At 54.8% G+C, this 23,085-nt stretch carries 21 protein-coding genes; 2 read left to right on the top strand and 19 right to left on the bottom strand.

The annotated features are described in order from the left end of the window. Positions 1-85: 85 nt before the first annotated feature. The 10 genes from AWM70_RS21690 to AWM70_RS21645 form a co-directional block, all read right to left on the bottom strand. Positions 86-508: a universal stress protein gene (locus tag AWM70_RS21690; protein WP_068699948.1), complete on the bottom strand. Its 423-nt coding sequence runs from the start codon at positions 506-508 to the stop codon at positions 86-88. A 20-nt stretch (positions 509-528) separates the two neighbouring features. Beyond that, positions 529-1,737, bottom strand: a complete 1,209-nt coding sequence (locus AWM70_RS21685) for an MFS transporter (protein ID WP_068699947.1) — start codon at positions 1,735-1,737, stop codon at positions 529-531. An 18-nt stretch (positions 1,738-1,755) separates the two neighbouring features. Next, positions 1,756-2,208 carry a MerR family transcriptional regulator gene (locus AWM70_RS21680; RefSeq protein ID WP_068699945.1) on the bottom strand — a complete coding sequence of 151 codons (453 nt, stop codon included), beginning with the start codon at positions 2,206-2,208 and terminating at the stop codon, positions 1,756-1,758. Between the two features lie 287 nt (positions 2,209-2,495). After that, the gene (locus tag AWM70_RS21675; RefSeq protein WP_335582137.1) at positions 2,496-4,466 is read right to left on the bottom strand and encodes a bifunctional 2',3'-cyclic-nucleotide 2'-phosphodiesterase/3'-nucleotidase; all 1,971 of its coding nucleotides are present in this window, start codon (positions 4,464-4,466) and stop codon (positions 2,496-2,498) included. Positions 4,467-4,651: 185 nt separating this feature from the next. Beyond that, positions 4,652-5,665: a DUF3231 family protein gene (locus tag AWM70_RS21670; RefSeq protein WP_068699943.1), complete on the bottom strand. Its 1,014-nt coding sequence runs from the start codon at positions 5,663-5,665 to the stop codon at positions 4,652-4,654. Between the two features lie 184 nt (positions 5,666-5,849). Then, positions 5,850-6,338: a spore coat protein gene (locus AWM70_RS21665; protein ID WP_237167783.1), complete on the bottom strand. Its 489-nt coding sequence runs from the start codon at positions 6,336-6,338 to the stop codon at positions 5,850-5,852. A 96-nt stretch (positions 6,339-6,434) separates the two neighbouring features. Next, on the bottom strand, positions 6,435-7,067 hold the full coding sequence (locus AWM70_RS21660) for an NUDIX hydrolase (RefSeq protein WP_083180483.1): 633 nt from the start codon (positions 7,065-7,067) through the stop codon (positions 6,435-6,437). A 74-nt stretch (positions 7,068-7,141) separates the two neighbouring features. Continuing rightward, entirely contained in the window at positions 7,142-9,097 is a 1,956-nt protein-coding gene (locus AWM70_RS21655; RefSeq protein ID WP_068699940.1) for an ATP-dependent DNA helicase, read from the bottom strand. 191 nt (positions 9,098-9,288) lie between these two features. Beyond that, entirely contained in the window at positions 9,289-11,028 is a 1,740-nt protein-coding gene (locus tag AWM70_RS21650; RefSeq protein WP_068700963.1) for a glycerol-3-phosphate dehydrogenase/oxidase, read from the bottom strand. A 234-nt stretch (positions 11,029-11,262) separates the two neighbouring features. Beyond that, the gene (locus AWM70_RS21645; RefSeq protein WP_068699938.1) at positions 11,263-11,811 is read right to left on the bottom strand and encodes a glycerol-3-phosphate responsive antiterminator; all 549 of its coding nucleotides are present in this window, start codon (positions 11,809-11,811) and stop codon (positions 11,263-11,265) included. A gap of 179 nt (positions 11,812-11,990) precedes the next feature. Between AWM70_RS21645 and AWM70_RS21640 the strand changes: the two genes are divergently transcribed. Continuing rightward, on the top strand, positions 11,991-13,115 hold the full coding sequence (locus AWM70_RS21640) for an NADH:flavin oxidoreductase (RefSeq protein ID WP_068699936.1): 1,125 nt from the start codon (positions 11,991-11,993) through the stop codon (positions 13,113-13,115). Between the two features lie 124 nt (positions 13,116-13,239). Here the strand turns inward: AWM70_RS21640 and AWM70_RS21635 are convergent, their stop codons facing one another. The 3 genes from AWM70_RS21635 to AWM70_RS21625 are packed head-to-tail and all read right to left on the bottom strand — an operon-like array spanning position 13,240 to position 15,666. After that, complete coding sequence (locus AWM70_RS21635) at positions 13,240-13,878, bottom strand: ThuA domain-containing protein (protein WP_068699934.1); 639 nt, start codon at positions 13,876-13,878, stop codon at positions 13,240-13,242. Between the two features lie 35 nt (positions 13,879-13,913). Beyond that, positions 13,914-14,639 (bottom strand): SDR family NAD(P)-dependent oxidoreductase, encoded by a 726-nt coding sequence (locus tag AWM70_RS21630; protein ID WP_068699932.1) that lies wholly within the window; start codon positions 14,637-14,639, stop codon positions 13,914-13,916. Between the two features lie 46 nt (positions 14,640-14,685). Next, on the bottom strand, positions 14,686-15,666 hold the full coding sequence (locus tag AWM70_RS21625; RefSeq protein WP_068699930.1) for an aldo/keto reductase: 981 nt from the start codon (positions 15,664-15,666) through the stop codon (positions 14,686-14,688). 126 nt (positions 15,667-15,792) lie between these two features. Between AWM70_RS21625 and AWM70_RS21620 the strand changes: the two genes are divergently transcribed. Further along, entirely contained in the window at positions 15,793-16,647 is an 855-nt protein-coding gene (locus tag AWM70_RS21620) for an AraC family transcriptional regulator (protein WP_068699928.1), read from the top strand. 63 nt (positions 16,648-16,710) lie between these two features. Here the strand turns inward: AWM70_RS21620 and AWM70_RS21615 are convergent, their stop codons facing one another. The 6 genes from AWM70_RS21615 to AWM70_RS21590 all read right to left on the bottom strand — a co-directional run bounded on the left by AWM70_RS21615 (position 16,711) and on the right by AWM70_RS21590 (position 22,921). Next, positions 16,711-18,378, bottom strand: coding sequence for an ABC1 kinase family protein (locus tag AWM70_RS21615; protein ID WP_068699926.1), 1,668 nt, complete (start codon positions 18,376-18,378; stop codon positions 16,711-16,713). Positions 18,379-18,417: 39 nt separating this feature from the next. Beyond that, complete coding sequence (locus AWM70_RS23025) at positions 18,418-18,834, bottom strand: phasin family protein (RefSeq protein WP_206093397.1); 417 nt, start codon at positions 18,832-18,834, stop codon at positions 18,418-18,420. Between the two features lie 230 nt (positions 18,835-19,064). Beyond that, the gene (locus AWM70_RS21605) at positions 19,065-19,751 is read right to left on the bottom strand and encodes a copper homeostasis protein CutC (protein WP_068699922.1); all 687 of its coding nucleotides are present in this window, start codon (positions 19,749-19,751) and stop codon (positions 19,065-19,067) included. A 110-nt stretch (positions 19,752-19,861) separates the two neighbouring features. Next, positions 19,862-20,470, bottom strand: coding sequence for a hypothetical protein (locus AWM70_RS21600; protein ID WP_237167782.1), 609 nt, complete (start codon positions 20,468-20,470; stop codon positions 19,862-19,864). Then, positions 20,457-22,244: a sensor histidine kinase gene (locus AWM70_RS21595; protein WP_068699918.1), complete on the bottom strand. Its 1,788-nt coding sequence runs from the start codon at positions 22,242-22,244 to the stop codon at positions 20,457-20,459. Before AWM70_RS21595 ends, AWM70_RS21600 begins: the two co-directional genes overlap by 14 nt. Beyond that, entirely contained in the window at positions 22,241-22,921 is a 681-nt protein-coding gene (locus AWM70_RS21590; RefSeq protein WP_068700961.1) for a response regulator transcription factor, read from the bottom strand. The genes AWM70_RS21595 and AWM70_RS21590 overlap by 4 nt, the downstream gene beginning before the upstream one ends. Positions 22,922-23,085: the final 164 nt, after the last annotated feature.

The following is a 23,085-nucleotide window of genomic DNA, read 5'->3' as shown; positions in this document are numbered from 1 at the left end:
ACAAAAAAAGAACCGGCCTCCGATCTACCTGGATCTCCAGGCGGCACGGCCGGTTCCTCACGCTATAAACGCTTCGGTTATTCTTCTATTTGGTCGTCAGAACAGGACATGCTGCATGCTGGATTACATAATGGCTGACAGATCCAATCAGCAGCTCGGAAATCAAACCTATTCCCCTCGTCCCCATCACGATAAGGTCGGCCATCTCCTGGGCGGCGGTTTGGCAAATGATTTTACCCGGATCGCCGTGCTTCACCAGCGTATTATAATCGCTCTGCAAATCCGCGAGCAGCTCCTGAACCGGGACCAGCAGCCGGCTGCCTTCGGCCTCGATCTGTTCATCCAGCTCCACGCCAACCGGCGGTTCGTTGATGGTTACGTCCGGATTGACGTGAAGGACGGTCAAACGCGGAGAGTCCTTTAGGCTGAGGAGCAGGTTTTTAGCATAAGCCAAAGCATGGAGAGCATGATCCGAACCGTCTACCGGCACTAAAATATGAGTTAGCATAACGTGATCACTCCTCTGATTTAATGACCTTCCATGTTAATGCCGCGCAAATGCCGGCCTCGGGCAACCAGAACAATAACAGCTACAAGCACCATTGCCCCGCCAAACCAGAAAGGCAGCTCCGCTGTATACCACTCGGACAATTTGCCGGCCAGCCAAGGCGATACCGCCCCGCCCAGGAAGCGGACAAAGCTGTACGAAGCAGACGCCGTTGAACGTTCTACAGGCGCAGCCTGCATTACCGCCGTAGTAATCAAGGTGTTATTGATACCGAGGAATAAACCGGCTACAATAACCGCCACGATAACCGTGTTCGGCGAGTGATTGATCGTGCCGATGGCCATAACGCCCAAATCAACCGCAAACAACGTCAGCATCCAGCCGATAGAAGGAACCAGATTGAAGCGGCGCTGAATTTTTGGAGCAATAAACACGGAAGACAAGGCCAGCAGCACGCCCCAGCCAAAAAATACATAACCCAGGCCATGCTCATCCAAATCCATAACATAAGGCGAATAAGCCATCAAAGTGAAAAAGCCGAAGTTATACAGGAAAGCCACGATTCCGAGCGTCAGCAAAGACGGATAAGCCAGCGCTTTGAACGGGTCTTTCAAAGAGGTTTTAGAAGTTTTCTTCACTTTAGGCAGGACAAACAATACAAACAGGAAGCCGAGGAGCATCAGCCCGCTGACTCCGAAGAACGGACCGCGCCAAGAGATCGAGCCCAGCTCCCCGCCCAGCAGCGGACCTACCGAGATGCCCAGCCCCAAAGCGGCTTCATACAAAATAATCGCTTTGGCCGTTCCCGAAGACGAGAATCCGACAATCGCCGACAGCGCCGTGGCAATAAACAAAGCGTTGCCCAGTCCCCAGCCTGCGCGGAAGCCTACAATCTGGCCGATCGTTCCCGACAGGCCGCCAAGCCCTGCAAAGATAACAATCAAGATCATGCCGGTCAGCAGTGTCCACTTAATACCGATCCGGCTGGAAATAACGCCGGTAATCAGCATAGCCAGGCCAGTTACCAGGTTATAGCTCGTAAACAGCAGGGATACCTGGCTTTTGCTGGCATGCAGCTGCTCGGCAATCGCCGGCAGAATGGGGTCAACCAGACCAAGCCCCATAAACGAAATAACACAGGCAAAAGCAACAGCCCAAACGGCTTTGGGCTGCGATAAGATACCGGAGCGCTTCTGCAGCTCTCCGGAACGATGTGGTTCTGTACTCATCAGTTCAACCTCCAGATCTCATTCATCCATTTTGGTTTTTCCTTCATCAAACTTCTCCAAGGCCCCTCTCACCAGCATCTGAAACTCGGCCAGCTCTTCCTGGAAGCCGCGGATATTCCGGACTTTCTGTTCCATTAATTCCAGCTGATCCGTAACCGTTCGATCAATTTCAGTTAGCTTCCTCTTCCGTTCCTCAGAGCTCAGGCTGTTCATCTTCTCCAGATAAGCCTGCCTCTGTCCCGCCAGCACCTCGGCGTATTGGACGTACTGCTGCAGCTCCTGCAGTGAGAAGCCCAGCACCTCGCGTGCGCTGACGATCTTCTTGAGCAAGTCGATGTCGCTTTGGCTGTACAGCCGGATGCCGCCCTCGCTGCGCTGCGGAGAAGGCAGCAAACCTATTTCCTCGTAATACCGGATCGTCCGTTTGGTCAGGCCGCATTCTTTGGCCACCTCATCAATTTTATACAGCATGCGTGCTCTCCTTCCTGATGCCGGTGTTTCCCCCTCCTACCCCCTTGAATAATAACAATTGTTATACTATAACTTTTTATTATATAAAATATTATATACATTCGCTAACGTTAACGTCAACGTTAACCTTTTGCCGCTTTTACCAAAGGTGCTCCTGATCTGCCGCAACTTCCATTCCCCTCTTCAGGATTCCCTTTAGCCAAAGAAAAAAGACCGCCTCCTGACGGAAGCGGTCCAGCGATTGATGTCTATGTCTTATCTAATTCCAGGTTGACTCCATGAAATGCCTAATGACTTGGCTTCAGCCGGTCCAGGTTCACCCGGAATTTGGCGAAGCCGGCCTCGTTTATTCCTTCAAATTGCAGCCCTTCCCACTGTTTTGCGGCTTCAAGAGCTTTTGGCGAGGTCAAGTAGGTAATAACAGGTTGGCCTCCGGTCGGAAGCAGCCTCCAGTTGCCGTCCGCATAAGGATGGAACGTGCCTGTATCGCGGATGTACTGCGTAAGCACCTGACGGTTCTCTTCTGTGGAAGCCAGCACAATTCGCTGCCCGCCCGGATTCGCCAGCTCCGACGAGAACGCGCGATAGCTGTTGGTGGCTACTACAAAAAATTGCTCCGCCCCCACGGGACGGCCTTCATAAGTCAGGCTTACAATCCGGCTTGACTCCGGGTGAACCAGCTTGCCTGCCGCATCGTATCTCGCAGGTTTGGTTACGTCGATCACATAATCGACCCCGTCGATCACATCGAAATTAAAGCTCGGGAAATCCGGATTAACAAGCGGCTGTTCCTCAGCCGAATCCGGATCGATTTGCGTAAACAGTCCCGCCGCCCATTCCAGCCACTCCTTAAGTTCGGCTCCATTCAGGTGGAGGGCATGAAGCGTGTTGGGATAATTGTACAGGTCCGCGATATGTTTGATGGCCAGACCGCCGGCCGGAATGCTTGTGAAATGAGCCGGGCCGTAGCGTCCGCCCGTCTTGAACGGTGCGGAAGCGGCCAGAACGGGCAGTCCTTCATACACCGTACCCGCCATCTGTCTGCGGGTGTAGTCCCGCTGCGCATCGTTGATCAGCTGAACCGAACTGTCGTCTGCAAGCAGGGAGAAATAGCTGTTGATCGGTCCTGTTGTTTGTCCGACCGCTCCGCGGATATAAGCCAGCACTTCCTGGTGGCTGTCTTCCAGCAGTCTGGCCAGCTCCTCATCCGGTTCCACAAGCGGCTTGCCTGCCGCCGTATCATAAACCGGTCTGCATTCGGCCCGGCCGTTCGCTACCCGCCATTTGCCGTCCCGATGCTCCAGCTCCAGGTCGATGATGCCGAGATGCTCTCCCGCATAACCCGGCTCCACAGCGGGAATGCCATGCAGCGTACCGCGTTCATTGTCGGCGCCGGTCTTCCCTTCGAAGAAAGGTCCGGGAAACAGCTTGTGCGCATGCCCGAACACAATCGCGTCCACATCCGGCACCTGTCCGAAATGAAGTGCGGCATTTTCCATATAAGGGGTTTCGGGAAGCTCCTCATAGCCGGCATGGACCAGGGCAACAACGATTTCCGCTCCCTGCTCCTTCATGACCGGAATCCATTCCCGGGCAGTCTCCAGCATGTCGCGCACCTGGATTTTGCCTTCAAGGTTGCTTTTGTCCCACTGCATAATCTGAGGCGGAACAAAACCGATCAGACCGACCTTCACCGTGCTTACCGATCCGTCCTCACATTTAAGCGGTTTGTCCAGCATAACAAACGGATTAAACAGCGGGAGCCCGCTGCCAGCATCGATAATATTTGCATTCGTATAAGGGAAATCGGCCATGGCCAGGCATTGCTGCAGGTACTCCAGCCCGTAATTGAATTCATGGTTGCCCAGTGTCCCGGCTTCATACCCAAGATAATTCATCGCTTTAAATACCGGATGAATGCTGCTCTTTTCCCCGCTACCAGGCGCGGCCCCGGCAGCTTTCCCTGCAGCGGGATCAGCCGCCGCATTTGCTGCATTCGCCGCTTTCTGCGCTTCATAATCGCCCATCGGGGAACCCTGCAGAATATCCCCGTTATCCAGCAGCAGATGGTTTGGCGCTTCTAGCCTTGCCTGGCGGATCAGGGCTGACGTATAAACAAGTCCGTTATGATGGGCTTCCTGATCAGCATAATAATCGTAACCAAGCAGATGGACGTGCACGTCCGTGGTTGCCATAATGCGCAGCTTGGCCATCAAAGTAATGTTCGTTTGGGATAGCTCTAAATGTTCAGTATTCAATGGATTTCCTCCCACAGCCTTGTAATCACTACCGAGTATACCTTGTTCTCAGCCAAAATACATCCGCTGCTTCCGGCAGCAACGCCAGAAAGCCACCTTGGATGTCCCCGGCGGCTTCGATTAATTGCCTTATTCCAAATTAAACCCTATTAAACCGAACATTCTCCAACGGTATTCGCCGTAGATCAGGATTGGGCCAATGCCTCACGGTCCGGCGCCTCTGGCGGCTCCTCCAGATAACCGTGTTTGATCATCATAACCGCCCCGTCTTCGGCATAAGCAGCAATTTCTGCAGCAAGCCTGATATAGGCTGCCGCTATGTCTTTTCTTGGGCTTGCCGCCGTCGCCACCCCATAGTTCCCGGTTCCTGCCGCCACCAGGAGAGACATATGGAAGAGGATCAGCTTATCCGAGAACGGTGCCTCCGTGGATGTCGTAATTTCCGACTCCCAGGTCATTGGCGCGGGCAGGTTATCATCCAGCAGGAAATCGGAGAAAATCTTAATATGCTTGCTTGAAATATCCGCTCCCCGCTTCAGATACTTGCGGATTTCTTCCGACTGAACCACCTGGGAGAGACCGATTAACAGCGCTCTACCCAAAGCATTAGTTTGCACATTGGAGAATAAATGGCCGATTTCGATTGTGGAAAGGGGGCGTTTACTGCGAAAGCCAAAAAAACCGCCTGACAGAAAGCGGGTGCTCTCCACAAATCCCGCTTTCTCCGGAACTGGGATGTAAGGCGGGCGGATGAACAAACCTTTAGCCAACAGCAGCTCAGTAGCTTTTTGATCCATAAGAGTAACCTGCTCCAGGCATTCATGGTAGAAGCTTCTTATGTCCGCGCGCATGCTCATAGAATAAGCCAGGCTGTGCACAGCCAGACCGACTTTCGCCATATTTTTGATGTAGTAGAGGTAAAAATAATCTGAAAACAAACGTTTGGCCCGAACGTTTACATCTTCTTCAGTAAAACCTTTGGGGACAGCAAAGTTCTCTTTATTAAACAGCTCTTTGAGGAGCTTCACATGCCTGCTTGAAAATTCCAGCGTTAATTCGACAAGGGTCTTGACTTCCGGGTCTTCGGTGTTGCTTATAAAATGCTTTAAGACACAAACCGACATTGTATCGTTGATATAGGTCGTCCAAAGCAAACCCATCTCCGAGGAGGTTAGAGGGAGCGGTCCCTTGTCACTCATATATACACTTCCTTTATTGTTTATTTAGAACTGCTGATGTTATTCCCAATAAAAGAAGTTTAATACCTATAAGGCTCTGTTCCCTCTTCTCCGCCAGGGACTCTTCATGAAACAGCAAGAAACCCGCTCAACCTTAAAAGGTTGGCAGGTTCTCAAGTTCTCTTGGCCGGCACACACGGATCTGTTACAAAGAAATGGCTTTATTCGCCTGGTTAATGTCATTCTCCAGCAGCTTTGGAAGATCATACGCCGCATACAATCCGCGTTCCTGCATGAAATGAAAAATCTTGGCATGAAGCTTGATCGCGTTATCCAGCTGTTTATGCAGCGTCTCCCGCAGCGCAGGCGTAGAGGTTTCCGTAATTCCAATTGCATAGGAACGGATCGCCGTTTTGGCGAATCCCAGCAGCAGGCCTGCATAAACGCCCGTCATATCCATGCCCTTGGACTCTCCCCTGGTGCCTTCCGGCGCCTTCGGATAATACTTCAGCAGCTCCTTGAGATTGCCTTCAATACATTTGATCGTCTCTACATACAGAGCCTTCAATTCCGGATCCGTAACGTCGGTCAAAAGCATTTTAAACAGAACCAGATGGTTGCTTTGAAAAGCGGTTAGTTCATGTAGCTCTAACGTTTCATGCCAGGCCAAATGCTGCGGTTTGTTTCTGTACAATTCAAATCCCTCCCTAAAGATATGCTTCAGCCTATTCGGCATACCTTACAGGAGTGACTGATGGCTTCATATATTTGGAAAATCAGGTGCCGGGTGTTATTTACCGAAGGCTTCAAACAGCAGCTTGTAGTAGGCCTCGGAATTGGGTGTAAAATCTTCAAGCCCGAACCGCTCTACAGAGCGGTACACCCTATCCAGCCCGCGGTCGTGGCGGACCCCGTCCCTTGCTTCGACGTAATCGCACTCTCCGTTGAGCAGCGCTTTGTATTCGGCCAGACCGATGAAGAAAAGACCTGATATTTCACTGGTTTGAAAAAAATACTTCTCAAGCGGCAGTCCGCTTTCGTACAAATACACTTGATTAAACTCCCGGTCGATAATCGCCGGGGAAATATAGCTCTCCTGCGCCACCATGCCGCAGTAACGAAGATCCCGGAACTCCGCTTTAATCCCCAGCTCTTCTTCCAGCTCGCGGATCCCGTCCTCCGGCGTCTCGCCGGCAAGCAAATGTCCGGCGCAGGAGATATCCAATTTACCGGGAAAGGTATCTTTATCCTCCGCGCGGAGCTGAAACAGAAGTCCGGGATTGCCCGGATCAGCGTGTTTGTCAACCACCCAGCATTGAAACGTCTGATGCCACAAGCCCTCGGCATGCGCCTGCTGGCGGCTGACGCTGCCTATTCTTACCTTCTGTGCTGTGTATACGTCCAGCATCTCCTGAGCTGACACGGCAATTCCCTCCCTTATGCTGCGTATAAGTGTTATTCTATTCGGCTTTATCAGCGCCGATCCTCCCGGAGCCTCTATAAAGCCGCAGTCTCCTCCAGCTTGTTCAGCTCCACGCCATTAGGCAGAACGGAACCAATGTAGTCGTGAACCGGATGTTCATCCGGATCGGCCATAATCGTGACCATCCCTGCGTCGCTGCTGGAACGGATCAGCCGCCCGATTCCCTGCTTCAGACGGAGCAGCATATACGGAAGATCCACCTCTGCAAAAGGATCAGCCGCCTCCGCCCTTTTAGCAGCGAATACCGGGTCATTTGGCGGATAAGGCAGGGACCAGACGATCAGGTTCGACAGCGACGGTCCTGGAACGTCGAGACCTTCCCAAAGCCGGACGGCGGCCAGGATGCTGTGTTCGTCATTCTGAAACGCCGAGATCAAATGGCTGATCTCCCGGTCGCCTTCAAACAGCAGGCGATATTCGGCCAGCTCCGGCAGGCCGGCTGTCGCAGCCTTGAAGCGGCGAAGCTCCTCCTGCGTCCGCAGCAGCACCAGCGCCCGGCCCTCCGTGTGGCGGATTAACCGCAAGGCGAGTTTTATTTTCCCCTCAAAGCCGCCTTGAAGAGGTTCAGGAATGTAGGCCTTCATTCTCGTTACGTAATCATATGGAGAATCAACCGAGAACGATAGGTAATTCTTGATTCCCAGACTATCGGCCATAAACGAAAAGGACTTGCCCACCGACATCGTCGCCGACGAGAAAACAATCGGCATACGCTGGCTGAACACGCGCTCCTCCAGCACCTGCTTAACGTTGCGCGGCATGACGCTGAGCGTCAAGCCGTCCTTCTCCTCGGCTGCCCAGCAGATTAAAGCCCCGGACTCCTCAAACAGCCGGAGGGCGATCCCCATCATCTCCAAATGCTCCTCGACGATACGTAGCTGATAGCTGTCGATCGTGTACAGCTCGCCTTCAAAGACAAGCTCCTCCTCGATGGCGCTAATGACGGTGCGCAGCCGGTGAACCTCGCGCAGCAGCGCCGGATTCAGCTCGATGCTCATCCGGTCCGAGCCGGGCACCTTATGGCTTTGGCGGCGGATGGCCGCAAACATCCGTTCACTCTGCAGGATAGCTTCATCCACCAGAACGGCCAGCGTTTCGCGGATTTCGTTCTGAAGCAGGCGGCTGATCAGCTCCTCGAATACCGTATGTTTCATCCGGTAGCCCAGCGCCTTCATCGCCGCGGATTCGAGCAGATGCCCTTCGTCAAAGACGACGGCGCAGTGCTCGGGCAGCAGCGGCAGCTGGCCTTCCCGTTTGCGGCCTTCGTAAGTCCAGACATGCTCCATGTAATAATCGTGCGAGCAGATAATCAAATCCGCCGCTTTGCGGTAATGATCACGGGACAACGTCTGCCCGCAGCGGTGGCGCAGCTCGCAGGCGAAGCAGTCCTGGAACGAATCCCAGTTGACCCGGCCCCACTGCTCATCGGTCATATCGGGATAGTCCCTCCGATCCCCGTAAGGATGAAACTCCTGAAGCGCACCATGCGCATGGACAAAATCGGGAATCGTACCGTACAGCTCGGCCAGCGGCAGGCTGTCGTCCTGGATATTCTGCGCCTGATCCAGCTTCTTCAGGCATAAATATTGATCCGGGGATTTCGCCAGCCGGGCGTCGATCTCCAGACCGAGATGGCGAGCCAGCTTGGCAATATCGCCTTCCGGCTTGACCAGCTGCTCGATCAGCGATTCGTCCGCACAGGCGATGACCGCCGGCTTGCGTGTATAACGCGCATAACAGATGCTGTACAGCAGATAAACAAGCGTCTTGCCCGTCCCGACCCCAGCTTCGGCAAAGATCGGCATTTTATCGGCAAAAGCCCGTTCTACCTGGTAAGCCATATAAATCTGCTCGTCCCGGATTTCAAATCCGGCTTCGGGCAGCACTTCATAAAACACATCACCGATCCATTCGCCCGCCTGTTCGATGAACGGACGGGAAGGATCATATTCAAAAGGATAACGGCTCACTAGCTTGACCTACCTCCACCAAATTAACAAGGTTAACAATCTCTTAAACCCAAACAAACGGCAAAATTTCATTATGTCATGAAGAGGTGGAAAAGACAAGGAGCGTACCGCTTTGAAGCTTGTGACTTGTGGCTTGAAGCTTTCGGCTTGCGGCTTTCGGCTTGCGGCCTGTCAGTCCTATTGCCTCAAACTTATCGAACTTGCTGCACGGCGTCCGCCGCTTCCCGCAAATATTGGTTCATCTGCTCCGCATAGGCCAGTTTCTGATCTGTTGACCACCCCAAACGTTCGGCCATTGCGGCGATTACCGCTTCCTTCATCCGGCGGGCTTCGCTGATGTTAAAGAACAGCCATCCCGTGCGGCGGATAAGGAAATCCTCCGGCTTCACGGCCATCTCCCGCTCGACCGCATAGGCCAGCCGGGCCGCAGCAGCAAGCGGCAGACCGCAGCGTGCTGCCCAAGCCTGCGTTTCGGCGTCCCTGGCGTAAGCGAAGACCTCTGAAGCGTTGGAACCGTAGAAGGCGGCGAGCTCGCGCGCTTCCCGCAAGGTCAGCCCGGCGGCTTCGCCTTCGGCTATTTTTGATGTCTGATAAGCCTTGAACGCTGCCGAACCCCCTACATCCCCGCCGGAGATACGGATATCCTTGGTCTGGCAATCAGGCTTCAGAACCCGGCTCTGCAGCCGGCCCTCCGCACTTAACCGGCGGAGGACATCGTCCACCACATGCTCCGCCATCTTCCGGTAGCCGGTCAGCTTACCCCCGGCAATGGAGATGAGACCCGAAGGCGAGTGAAAAATCTCGTCCCGCCGCGAAATTTCCGAAGGGTCTTTGCCTTCCTGCTGGATCAGCGGACGCAGTCCTGCCCAGCTTGATTCAATATCCCCGTTCTCAAGCTTCAGGTTCGGGAACATAAAATTGGCGGCGGTCAGCAAATAATCCCGGTCTGCCCGATCGGCCAGCGGGTGGACAATATCCCCCGCATAGTTCGTATCGGTTGTGCCGAAATACGTCTTGCCCCCTCTCGGAATGGCGAACACCATCCGCCCGTCAGGCGTATCGAAATAAACAGCCTGCCGCAGCGGAAAGCGGCTTTGATCAAAGACCAGGTGAACGCCTTTGGTAAGCCGCAGCGTCTTGCCCGACTTCGAGCGATCCAGCTCGCGGATCGTATCCACCCAAGGGCCTGCCGCGTTGACAATTTTGGCGGCATGGAGCTGATAACTCCGTCCGCTGAGGAGATCTGTGATCTGGACGCCGGTCAGTTTCGCTTCACCGCCGCCTTCGTTCGCGTAGATAAGCGATTCGACTTTCGTATAGTTCACGGCCTGCGCGCCGTATTCGGCGGCCTTCTTCATCACTTCAACCGTCAAGCGGGCATCATCGGTCCGGTACTCCACGTAATACCCGCCTCCACGCAGCCCTTCCTGCTTCAGCAGCGGCTCTTTGCGGAGCGTCTCCTCCGGGCTGAGCATGGAGCGGCGCTCCGACTTCTTCACGCCGGCCAGGAAATCGTATACCCGCAGGCCAAACGAAGTGGACAGCGGCCCAAACGTGCCGCCCTCGTAGAACGGCAGCAGCATCCATTCCGGCGTCGTCACATGCGGGCCGTTCTCATATACAATCGCCCGCTCCTTGCCGACCTCGGCCACCACACCAATCTCCAGCTGTTTCAAATACCGCAGGCCGCCGTGCACCAGCTTGGTGGACCGGCTCGACGTGCCCGCCGCAAAATCCTGCATCTCCACCAGCCCCGTCTTCAGGCCGCGGCTTGCCGCATCCAGGGCAATCCCGGCTCCGGTAATGCCCCCGCCAATGATCAAAACATCAAGCGGGCCTTCCTCGAGCTGCTGCAAAATCGCTTCCCGGCTGAACGCGGAGAAAGCTCGTTTAGTAGGGACAAGGCTGCTAACAGGGGTTCCAGCATTCATCCATACAACCTCCTTTGGATATGTGACGGGCAGACCTCCAAGAGCAGCGGAGCGGCCACTCAGCGCCGCCTCCTCTCTTGCTGACGGAATAAAAAAAGAAACCACGAAAGCAGCCCGGCCCTGCGGCGGTCCCGGCAAATTTCGTGGTTTCTCCTCGTCTCCAACCCGTATCAACTTGTTGGTTCCAGTATAACATGGTCTGTTTTGTCCAGCTATCGTTATTTTGAATTTTAATTAATCACACCATAACTCCTGTCTTGATGTGGTAATGGCCTGTGCGCCCGCTGCAAGCGCCGCCTCGACATCCGCAGGCGTGCGAATGAACCCGCCGGCAATAATCGGAATGCCCGTGCGGGCTTTGACCTCCTGAATCAGCGAAGGCACGATGCCCGGCAGAACTTCGATGTAATCGGGGGGATTTTTCTCAAACAAGGCGTAATTGCTCTCCAGGGCTCCCGAATCAATCAGGAACATGCGCTGAACCGCGACGAGCTTGTTCTGCTTTGCTTTCTGGACCACGCTGGACCGGGTGGAGATCAAACCAGCCGGCCTGACCGCCTGGCACAAATATTCCGCTGCATATTCATCATTTTTCAATTCGTCTACGAGATCGGCGTGCAGCAGCACTTGCTTGCCGGCCCGCTCTGCAAGTTCGATCAGGGGCCGAAGACGGGCCAGCCTGCCGCCAAGCAGGACGAGATACACATAAGGAGTGTCCAGCACCGCTTCCATTTCTTTGGCTGTTTTAACAGCCGGCAGTATGTATTGCTGTCCGAAGGGCATTCTTATACAAGCCTCCATTCTTCAAGTCTGACTAACAGACTTCTTCTATTCCGTTTATATGAGAGGGAACATTCCGCCACAAATTTTACTTGGAATTGTAAAAATTGTACAATCTATTCGCAGCATTTGTTTCACAGCTATGACCCAACTTTACTATACATGATTGGAGGCCGAGTTACATGAGTCATTCACCATCCAACTCTTCGTCTTTCGAAGCCTTGTTCGAGCCGATCACGATCAAGTCTCTGCGGCTGCCGTCACGCCTCGTGATGGCGCCGATGACACGCGCGATGTCGCCGCACGGAGTTCCAGGCGCAAATGTCGCCGCCTATTACCGCCGCCGCGCCGAAAATGGCGTAGGTTTGATCGTCACCGAAGGCACCCTGGTTCCTCATCCGGCTGCAGGCGATACGCTGAATGTGCCGTTTTTCTACGGGGAAGAAGCGCTGCGCGGATGGGCCGAGGTCGTTCGCCAGGTTCATGATGCCGGGGGCAAAATCTTCCCGCAAATCTGGCATGTCGGCATGTCCCGCCAGAAGGACTCCGGTCCAAATCCGGAAGTCCCGCCGATTGGCCCATCCGGACTGGACCTGGAGGGGAATCCATCTACGGAGCCGATGACCGAGGCGGAGATCGCCAAGGTCGTTCAGGCGTTCGCTGCGGCTGCGGCCGATGCGAAGCGGATCGGCTTCGACGGCGTCGAAATTCACGGGGCGCATGGTTATCTGATCGACCAGTTCCTGTGGGAGAAGACAAACCGCCGCACAGACCGATACGGAGGGGACATGATGAAGAGGGCCCAGTTCGCGATTGAGGTCATCAAGGCCGTCCGCGCTGCCGTTGGCCCCGATTATCCGGTGGCCTTCCGGTTGTCTCAATGGAAAATGAGTGATTACGGGGCCAAGCTTGCCGATACGCCCGAGAAGCTGGGCCAGCTTGTCTCGGCCCTTTCGGACGCGGGAGTTGATCTGTTCCACTGCTCAACCCGGCGTTTCTGGGAGCCGGAATTTGCAGGCTCTGATTTGAATCTGGCCGGGTGGGTGAAGAAGCTGACCGGCAAACCCGTCATTACTGTAGGTTCTGTTGGTCTCGACAGCGAATTCACCGCTCTCTTTAGCGAAGGGCGAAGCGCCGGATTCAAGGACCTTCAGGAACTGCTGGAGCGTCTGAGCCGCCAAGAATTCGATCTTGTGGCAGTTGGACGCGCGCTGCTGCTCGACCCGGAGTGGGCGGTGAAAATCCTCGAGGGTCGGCTGGATGAAATCCGGACGTTTACGCCGGAAGCCCTGCAGAAGCTTTATTAAACGCTTGAACGCTTAGCTTATCCACGGAGCGATTAGCCGTCTCTTTCAGACCGGCTTTTCTCCGTATGAAACCTAAAGGCCCAAATCCCCGAGAGCTGCCTCTCCTGGATTTGGGCCTCTTCATTTACAGCCTTCCTGCCGCCCAGCGGGCAGCCTGTACAATCCATTGCCGATATCCCTCATGCTGAAAGGAGGGAAGATGATGTCCGGGCATCAGGAAGACCACCCGGCCAAGACCATAATTTCTGGCCCAAGCCGCCGGCCATTCCTGTCCTTCATGGCTGTAAGTCAGCAGCACCTCGACTTGAGCAAGCGGGTCCAGCTCGAAACGATAAGGCTCCTCGTCCAGCATGAACCCCTGCAGGCCTGAACTGACCGGATGTTCGGCCTCTGTCAGGCTAAACTCCAGACCGGTATACTTGGGATGTCCGGTAAATTTGCCTCCGATCAGCTGCGCCAGCTCCGGAGCGGCCTGAAGCGAGATGCCGTTATGAATCGCCAGCAGGCCCCCTCCTCCGGCTACGTATTGGATGAGTCCCGCGATTTCCCGGGCATGCGGCGCTCTCTGCCAGCTGTCTGTATAGGAGATACACAGTCCATATTCGGATAAAGAAAGCCGGTCTGCAGACAAATGGCTGCGGTCTTCCGCAGCTTCCACTTGAAAGTCCGTCCCTAACAGAGCCGTTAAGGTTTCTCTCACTTCCTCCAAAGGGTGGTAGGAAGCCTGCTCTTGATCCCCTAGCAACAAAGTTTTGACCTCCACTCGGGGCACCTCCTGAATTGAAAATATAATGACGTTTACCAGTTCATCTGCCTGCCGCTGTAATCGATCAGCGACAGCTCCTGCTGCTTGTATCCGGGCTGTAGACGTTCGTCGGACAGCCGGAGAATCGCAGCAGCCGACTCATCGGCTGACAATTCGCCTTCCGTGCTGAGCTGGCCGGACATATAGGTCCGTACCCAGCCCGGATGCACAACCAGCACCTTGCCCCCCTGAGGGGCTATCCGGTTAAAAATCAGCTTGGACTGCATATTGAGCGCCGATTTGGACATGCAGTAAGCAAACCAGCCGGTGCGTTCGCTGTCTTCGACGCTTCCTGCTTCCGAAGAAATATTTACCACAAGCTTGCCTTCGCCTTTAAGCACAAGGCCGATCAGGGCATTCGTGACCCTTAGCGCCCCAAGTGTATTTACGTTGTAGACCTGCTGCATCTCTTCAAAATTCAGTTCATCTTCGATACTTGCTTCCGTGTCGCCCAAAATGGCTGCCGCGTTGACCAGCAGCTCCAGCCGGTCTGTAACGGCAGTGACCTGCTTGGCCGCTTCGCCAACACTGTATCCACTTCCAATATCAAGCGGAACAAGCAGGAGCGAATCCCCCTGCTCCCGCTTCAGCTCGGCGAGCTCCGTCCACTCCGGCATGTACTGACCCGCAAACACGGTGTATCCCCGTGCCAGCAGCCCTTTTACCAGCGCCAGCCCGACTCCCCGGTCGGCTCCGGTTACAAATGCATACCTGTTCAAGCGGCTTCACCCCTCTCTGTTTGATAACTGTCCGATTAACGGCCTCTTACCAGGCGTAGGCTTCCGGTGCAGCTCCTCCAGGACCCGGGAAGATGCGGTCCAGCTCAGCCAGCACAGCCTGGTCCAGCTTAATCTCTACGGCACGCAGCGTATTCTCCAGCTGCTCAATCGTTCTTGGCCCGATAATCGGCGCCGTGATTGCCGGATTGGACAGCAGCCAGGCCAAAGCCACGTTGGCTTGCGACTCGCCGAGCTCATCGCACAGCTTCGCATACTGCTCCAGCTGCTGGCGATGGCGTTCGATCTGCTCTTGAGCATGGCTTGTACGTTTACCTTTATCCGCCTTAAGTGCGCTGCCGCCGAGCAGGCCGCCTGCCAGCGGACTCCAGACGACGACGCCCAGACCATAATCCTGAGCTGCAGGAAGCACTTCAAGCTCTGCATTGCGGTTCACAAGGTTGTATAAATGCTGTTCGCTGACAAGACCCAGGAAATTCCGCTTCTCCGCGGCTGCCTGCGCTTTCGCCAAATGCCAGCCGGCGAAGTTGCTCGAGCCGATGTAATCGACCTTGCCCTGGTTCACCATCGCTTCAAACCCGCTCCACAGCTCTTCCCAAGAGGTGCGGCGGTCAATGTGGTGCATCTGGTAAAGCTCAATATGGTCGGTTTGCAGACGGCGCAGGGAACCTTCCAGATGGCGGCGGATTTTGTACAGCGACAACCCCCGTTCGTCATTGGGACCATCGTTCGCGTCGTTCATTTGACCATGGACCTTGGTCGCCAGCACCACCTTCTCACGGCGGCCTCCTCCCAGGGCAAACCATCTGCCGATAAGGGTCTCCGTCAGACCGGCGTTCTCGCCCCAGCCGTAAATATTTGCTGTATCAAAAAAAGTAATTCCCGCATCAAGCGCGGCATCCATAATACGAAATGCTTCTTTCTCATCTGTATCTACACCGAAATTCATCGTTCCAAGACACAAGGTGCTGACTTTCATTCCTGTTCTTCCCAAATAAGTATATTCCATGAACCAACACACCTTTCCAGATATGAATACGTTTCCTATATCATTTTAGTAAAATAACGAACCCTCTTCTATGATAGAATGGCAGTATCGTATGGAGAAATGTCATTTAGGTAGGAGGAAAGTCAAATGACTGTCAAGCCGCATAAAATCGCCCAGCATTATATAGACGCCGGCCAGGACATCCAGTTCTATTATACCGGCACAGAGCAGTGCTTACCCGGCCATTCCTGGGGGCCCGGGATTAAAGACCATTACAAAATTCTGTACATTCACAGCGGACAAGGCATCTACCGGACACCTCGGGAAACCCACCGCTTATCAGCAGGCCAGGCTTTCCTTCTGACTCCTGGGGAACTCAGCTTCTATCAGGCCGATGACAATGACCCTTGGAATTATTCCTGGGTAGCCTTTAACGGCAGCCAGGCAGAGCTTTATCTCCGGCAGGCGGGCTTTACCCGCGAGCATCCGGTGATCTCCTGCTCCAAAGACGCTGAAATCCGGGCCTGTCTGAACCGCCTGTTTGATGCCAATCAGCAGCCTTACAGCAACCCGCTTCGCATCTCATCCGCCCTTTATGCCTTCTTGTCCATTCTGCTGGAGCCGGACATTCAGGAGCCTGCACTGCCGCAGAAGCAGCAGATCCACAACGATTACGTCAGACAAGGGATCTGTTATATCCAGCGGCATTATACGCAGCCGATTACCATTGAGAATATGGCCTCGGCACTCGGTCTGCACCGCAAATACATCGCTCAGCTGTTCAAAGCGTCCACCGGCTTGCCCCCGCAGCAGTACCTGACCCGGTACCGGATGGAAAAAGCCTGCGAGCTGCTGTCCCAAACCGCCCTCTCCATCAAAGAAATCGCCTTCTCCGTCGGTTATGCGGATCAGCTGCTGTTCTCGCGGATGTTCAAGAAGACGACCGGGTACTCTCCCACGGATTACCGCATGACAAAAACCGCCGGATCCGAGAGCTTGTAGCTCTAGGCGCCGGCGGCTTATTTTGTCCAATTATTCCTATTGTTAGCTGGTCGGTCCCCGTCGTTAAAAACGTCCGGACCTGAAGATGGCCAGGATCAGCCAGGCCACCAAAACGCCGGAAATAATCAGGCCGATCTCGATCACCGGGAAATTCCACAGCACCGACTGCTGGCTGCTCATCGCAGAAGCAATGATCAGACCCGTCATCAAAATACTGAAGGACAACAGGACGATGCTGAAAGAGACCCGATTGCTTACCCGGTCCATCCGGCGAAGAAAAGCATTAAGCTCCGGAACCGTAAGCTCGACCTGTACTTTGCCTTTCTTGACCAGCGTGCTTAAGATCTTGATGTTCTTGGGCACATCGGTCAGCAGGTCCCAGTAGTCGGGGATTTTGTCCGACCACTTCTTGAACACGTTAACCGGATTGACCCGTTCCTTTAACAGCTGCAAGCCGTAAGGCTCGGCAATATCGAATACGCTGATGTCCGGGTCCAGGGCAGTTACCACCCCTTCCATCGTCAGCAGTGCCTTGCCTACCAGCGTCAGCTCGGAGGGCAGCCTAATCCGGTGCCGGAAGGCAACCCGGAACAGGTCATTGACCGCCTCGCCCAGACTGATCTGGCTGAGCGGAACGTTGTAATACCGCTCCCTTAACTGCTCTACATCATCAAACAGCTTGGCTTCGTTCACATCATCCGGGACGATGCCCATTGCGGCTATGGCCCTGATAATCCCTTTGGAGCTTTGGCTCCGGAGGGCAATCACCATCGAAGCAAAATGCTGTTTCATGCTTGGCGACAGCCGCCCAACCATGCCGAAATCCAGCATCGCCAGCTCGCCGCCGGGCAGCACCAGGAAATTGCCGGGATGCGGGTCCCCGTGAAAGAAGCCTTCAACCAGGATCTGATGGAAAATGACCGAAGCAATGCGGCTAGCCAGCTGCTTGCGGTCTACACCTGCTACTTCCAGCCTCTTGGCATCGGTTAATTTAATTCCGGTCAAGAACTCCATCGTCAGCACCCGGCGGGTGCAGTATTCCCAGTGCAGATTCGGAGTTCTGACGCTGCCGGACTGCAGGCTCTGCGCCGAAATCTTTTCCCCGTTCCTGGCTTCAAGCGTATAGTCCAGCTCCTCGTTCAGCACTTTGGCGATCTCTTCGGCAATTTCCCTGACCCGGTAATGCTTGGCCCATGCCAATCTTTCCTCGGCTATTCGGGACAGCTCCAGAAGAATATCCAGATCGGTCCGGATCACCTGCTCCACGTTTGGGCGCTGCACTTTAACCGCCACCCTTGAGCCGTCCGGCAGCACGGCCTCATGCACCTGTCCAATGGAGGCTGCCGCCATAGGCACGCGGGCGAAATCCAGGAACAGCTCTTCAATGCTGCCGCCCAATTCCTCCTCGACGATAGCCGCAGCGGCTTCGTAGGAGAAAGGAGGCACGTTATCCTGCAGCTTCTCCAGCTCCGCAATAATGTCGGCCGGAAGCAGATCGGGACGGGTGCTGGCAATCTGGCCGATCTTCACATAGGTTGGCCCGAGCTCTTCCAGAATGAGGCGGATCCTTTCGCCCCGCGTCTTCGGCTGGGCCTCTTCTTTCCTTCCCTTAAAAGGATTGTGATCCGGGAACCCCAGTTCATGGGCAATATATCCGAAGCCGTTGCGGACCAGAGCCGACGCAATTTCCCGGTAACGGAGGAGATGCCTTACCCGTTTCCCCGCCTTCATCGTCCGCTCTCCCCCCTCCTTGTCCGGTAAACTCCGCCGTTATAGGCGATCGTCCGGTTTCTGCAGCTCGTCTGCCAGCTCCTCAACCGGAGCGGCAGCATCCTTATCCCCGGCAGCTCCAGAAGGCGTCTGTCCCTGTGTTCCAGTTAGACCTGTGGTATGCGCAAATACCTTCTGCTCCAATAGTTCAACTCGTCTCAGCAGCTCTTCAACCTGTTCTTTCGTCGCATAGTTATGAGCCCCCGTCAGCTTCTGGACACGCTCGTTGACCATGACCTCCAGATTCCGTTTGGCCTCCTGGCCTTTGGCGACCAGGTCATTCACCACATCCGACGATTCGCTGCGGGTGATTTCGCCTTTCTTGACGAGCTCCTCCACCGCTTTCTCAATTTGCTCCTTGCTTTGTGCCGCTACACCCAGTCCGAGTGACACCGCTCGGTTAAACAGATCCTTCATTGTCCTGGCTCCCTTCGAATAGTCTTCATCTTCACCTGCTCGGGCATCATCAAGGTATTCCGACAGCCTGTTTCCAGATCCAAAACCCGCTTTATACAGCGTCAAGCTCCCGGCTTTGGCCTTTGTTTTATTTTACCACTTTTGTGCCTTCCCATTCGAGCCGCGGCCAGAATTCTCCAGCCGATTCAAAAAAAGATTTACGGCCATCATTACCCCGTCCATTTACCGGATTAACCTTTAAGCCGATTAACCAGCTCCCGCAGCCGCTCCGGATCGATCTCCTTCAAGCCGTCTCCATCCCGGCGCACCGCCGTGCCGAAATGCACTTCATCTACACCGGCAGCCTGAATGAAATCCGAAATGCCTTCAATCGTCAGACCATGTCCCGCCAAAATGACCGGCCCTTCCTGTCCGGACAGTCTTACCAGCTCTGCGATCGCAGGAACCGCCTGCGGAGCGGGTTTGATCCCGCCCGAGGTCAGCACTCGGTTGACCTGCGGGTAAACCTTCAGCACTGCCAGCCCGCCGTTCAAGTCAGCCAGCTCGTCAAAAGCCCGATGGAAGGTCACGTTCATCCCTTCCGCCAGCGGCAGCCAGCGCTCCAGCGCTGCCTGGTCAATCCGCCCCGCCGGCGTTAATGCGCCGATGACGATGCCGGCGGCTCCAGCCTGCCGGATCGCTTTGATTTCCTCCGCCATAACTTCCTGATCCGGCTGGCTATATACGAAGGAGCGGCTGTGCGGACGGACCATGACGTGAACCGGAATCCGGACGGTCTGCACCACCCGCTTGACCATGCCGATTCCGGGCGTCAGCCCGCCTTCGCCGATGGCGGTGATAAGTTCGATCCGGTCCGCGCCGCCTTGTTCGGCGGTAACGGCGTCTTCGATGCACGTTGCGATGACTTCGAGCTGCATAAGGACACCTCTTTTTCCAATATTCTTGTCGTTAAAGCTATTATAAAGGAAAAACCGACGCCAGATGAGTCCGGCGCCAGTCGGCTAGTTAAGCTATTTATATTTGCCCGTTATTTCAGCTCGATTTCTTTCTTCCAGCTGAGCTCTTGTCCTTGATCATTCTGGAACTGGAAGATAACCTGGCCCTTTTCGCCTTTCATGTCTTCCGGATAGAAGAAACCGGAGAACTGGCCGTCACCGCTGATATAGAAACCGTCAGCACCCGTCTGCCCGTTCTGCAGGGCTTCTTGAGGCGTGTTCGAAATGTTGTTCTTGTCCGACACCCACTGCATTTCTTGAAGCGTATAACCTTCCGGCACTTTCTGGATCGAAAAGTCGAAGCTGCGAACCTCCGCAGTCGGCTTCGGAGTCTGGTCAATGATGATCAGGATCTCCCCGCTGCCGCCCTCCTCCGCCCCGGTATCCTCATTGGAAGAAGGTGCAGCCGAATTGCCGGCGCCCGGCTGTTCAGATGCCGCCGGAGCGGAGGGGTCATTCGGTTCCGCCGACGGAACTGCCGAAGCGGCGGGTCCGTTTGGACTGTTTTGCGAGGCATCCGCCTCCGCATTACTTCCCACGCCAGCCTGATTCCCGTCCGAGGCTTCGGGTCTGCCGCAGGCACTCATCATCAGGGTTAGCAGCAGCGCTGAACCCACCAGTATCGTTCTATTTATAGTCATCTTCATCATCTCCTTTGAATTCTTGCAGGCTAAAATAAAAAGCAACGCCCTGTGCGGTATTTACCGCGCCATACCGGCTGCCGTGCAGCTCCAGAATATGTTTGACGATCGCAAGCCCCAGCCCTGTCCCGCCGGACTTCCGGTCCCTGGAGCGCTCCGCGCGGTAGAAATGATCCCAAATCCGATCGAGATCCTCTTCCGCAATAGGAGCGCCGGTATTTTCGATCCAGACCGTGAGGGTTCCTGCTTCATCTGCTTCAAGCTTTATATGGATCGTGCTGTTCGGGCTTGCATGTCTTACGGCATTGCTTAACAGGTTCAGCATAACCTGCTCCAGCTTGCCAGGATCTCCAATTACGTAACGCTCTCCACCTCCGCCTACGCCCTGGGCCTCCATCCGGAACGTCAGCCCTTTCTTCTCCATCTGCTGCGAAAAGGATGCAGCCAGCGTCTCTATCAGCTCTTTCAGCGGGAACACTTCCGTATGCAGCTTGACGGCCTTCAGTTCATATTTGGACAGCTCAAGCATGTCGAGGATCAAGGCGTTCATCCGATCCGTCTCATTGACGATCAAAGCGAGGTAACGCTCGCGTTTCTCTTCAGCCACGTCATCCTGAAGCCCTTCGGCGAACCCTTTTACAATGCCCAAAGGGGTCTTCAGCTCATGGGAGAGATTGGCGATTAAGGCTCTGCGGAGCTGCTCGGAACGTTCTTTCTCTGCCACGTCCTTCTTGAGCTGCCGGTTGGTCCGCGAAAGCTCCCTGAGCGTCTCATCCAGATTGCGGGACAGCGAAACCAGGTTGCGCGACAAGGTGCCGAATTCATCGCGGGAACGGATATCCGGCTGTGCCGAGAAATCCAGCCTGGCCAGCCGCTCGGACAATCGGTTCAGCTTGACCAGCGGCCGCGATACGATGCGGGAATAGATCAGGGACAGCAGGACCACAAGCAGCAGAATGGCCGGAGCCGCATACACAAAATATTGTTTGAGCGTCCCTACGGCTTCCCCGACCGGCTGCAGCGAGGTCATGGCCAACAGGTAACGCTGTTCCCCGCTCTGCGTCTGCCGCTCAGGCAGCGGCTGGATGAGCACCGCATATTCAACACCGCTCCATTCATCCGTCCACTCCCGCCTAAGGAGATTCCCATCGCTAAGCTGGTGATCCGGCTGGCTTTGCGGCGCAAGATCTCTCAGCGCGTTATCCACCAGCGCATCCTGATAATAAGGATTAAACGAGCGCTGCTCCGGCAGGATCAGATCGGTCACCGTCCCGGAGACCCGCATCAGCCCTTCCCCCGGCTCTGCCCCGGATGGCTGAAACTCCACCGGATGCAGCACGGTGTCCTTCTCATCCATGTAGATACCGTCCACGACCAGCTGGTCGCCCGGCTGGATGTTCAGCTGCAAATCGCGGACAGTCATTCCTTCAGACGGGAACAACACGGTGACGGATTTATCAGCCGTCCGAAGCTGAATAAAATAAGGATTAATAGCTACTCTGTTGAATTCCCCGTTCAACAGAGCTGTGCTGGCATCATTCCGGTTCATAAAGGTTCCCAGCATCCGGGCCAGCTCCTGCTCACTGCCGCCCTTGTCTTCTTGCTGAAGCTGCCGGGCAAAGAGCTGCATATTTTGCGACAAATCGTGGAGCTTGCTGGAGCGGTAGAACCGCTCAAAGAACAAGCCCTCCAGCAGCATCACCAGGGAGAATAGAACTAGAATGAGCGCGGAGGTCACGGCAAACAGTTTGAATACAACGCCTCGTATTCTCATAGGTCGCCTTCAAACTTATAGCCGGAGCGAATGACCGTGCCGATATACCGGCCTTCTTCCCCAAGCTTGGCCCGCAGCTTCTTGATATGCGTATCAACCGTACGTAAATCCCCAAAGTAATCGTAGCCCCATACGCTGTCCAAAATATATTCCCGCGGCATTACCTTGCCGTAATGGTTGATAAGAAACAACAGCAAATCATATTCCTTGGGCGTAAGATTGACTTTATTTCCCGCTACGTTTACCGTATGCGACTGTTTGTTGACCGCAAGCCTCCCCTGGACGAACAGATCCCCTTGGTTCTGCCCGCTGCTTTCGGCCCGCTTCATCAGCGCTGCCGCCCGGGCCACCAGCACCCGTGGACTCAGGGGTTTGGTGACATATTCATCCGCGCCGAGTTCAAATCCGAGCAGCTGGTCGTCGTCCTCCGTTCTGGCCGTAATCATAATGATCGGCACATTGGATTCACGGCGGATCTCCCGGCAGGTAGACCACCCGTCGAGCTCCGGCATCATAATGTCAAGGATGACCAGATCCATTTTGGTTTCGGCGAACAGCTGGAGTGCTGCCACCCCATTTTCCGCTTCATAAACGTCCCAATCTTCCTTCTTGAAATAATCGGTGATAAACTCGCGCATCAGCGCGTCGTCTTCCACCAGCAATACTTTTCGCTTCAATAACATTCACTCCGCCTCTAAGGGTCTTCTATTCTTTGTACCCCATCGTTCCCTTTTTCACCAAAGCGTATGACTTTATTTTCCCGGGAGGAGCCGGAACCGCGCCATGTATCCTCTTATACTTCCTCCCGCTAACGCCAGTATAGAATAAACTTGTGTCCATT

Origin of the sequence: Paenibacillus yonginensis (genome assembly GCF_001685395.1) — a bacterium.
GTDB classification, from domain to species: domain Bacteria; phylum Bacillota; class Bacilli; order Paenibacillales; family Paenibacillaceae; genus Fontibacillus; species Fontibacillus yonginensis.
The sequence above is the reverse complement of the archived record's forward strand: the minus strand, read 5'-3'. Positions and strand labels throughout refer to the sequence as shown.

Bases quoted from the DNA above. Each gene is read 5' to 3' on its own strand.
- AWM70_RS21690 (WP_068699948.1), bottom strand. From the start codon at position 508: ATGCTAACTCATATTTTAGTGCCGGTAGACGGTTCGGATCATGCTCTC.
- AWM70_RS21685 (WP_068699947.1), bottom strand. From the start codon at position 1,737: ATGAGTACAGAACCACATCGTTCCGGAGAGCTGCAGAAGCGCTCCGGT.
- AWM70_RS21680 (WP_068699945.1), bottom strand. From the start codon at position 2,208: ATGCTGTATAAAATTGATGAGGTGGCCAAAGAATGCGGCCTGACCAAA.
- AWM70_RS21670 (WP_068699943.1), bottom strand. From the start codon at position 5,665: ATGAGTGACAAGGGACCGCTCCCTCTAACCTCCTCGGAGATGGGTTTG.
- AWM70_RS21650 (WP_068700963.1), bottom strand. From the start codon at position 11,028: ATGAATGCTGGAACCCCTGTTAGCAGCCTTGTCCCTACTAAACGAGCT.
- AWM70_RS21645 (WP_068699938.1), bottom strand. From the start codon at position 11,811: ATGCCCTTCGGACAGCAATACATACTGCCGGCTGTTAAAACAGCCAAA.
- AWM70_RS21640 (WP_068699936.1), top strand. From the start codon at position 11,991: ATGAGTCATTCACCATCCAACTCTTCGTCTTTCGAAGCCTTGTTCGAG.
- AWM70_RS21625 (WP_068699930.1), bottom strand. From the start codon at position 15,666: ATGGAATATACTTATTTGGGAAGAACAGGAATGAAAGTCAGCACCTTG.
- AWM70_RS21620 (WP_068699928.1), top strand. From the start codon at position 15,793: ATGACTGTCAAGCCGCATAAAATCGCCCAGCATTATATAGACGCCGGC.
- AWM70_RS21615 (WP_068699926.1), bottom strand. From the start codon at position 18,378: ATGAAGGCGGGGAAACGGGTAAGGCATCTCCTCCGTTACCGGGAAATT.
- AWM70_RS23025 (WP_206093397.1), bottom strand. From the start codon at position 18,834: ATGAAGGATCTGTTTAACCGAGCGGTGTCACTCGGACTGGGTGTAGCG.
- AWM70_RS21605 (WP_068699922.1), bottom strand. From the start codon at position 19,751: ATGCAGCTCGAAGTCATCGCAACGTGCATCGAAGACGCCGTTACCGCC.
- AWM70_RS21600 (WP_237167782.1), bottom strand. From the start codon at position 20,470: ATGACTATAAATAGAACGATACTGGTGGGTTCAGCGCTGCTGCTAACC.
- AWM70_RS21595 (WP_068699918.1), bottom strand. From the start codon at position 22,244: ATGAGAATACGAGGCGTTGTATTCAAACTGTTTGCCGTGACCTCCGCG.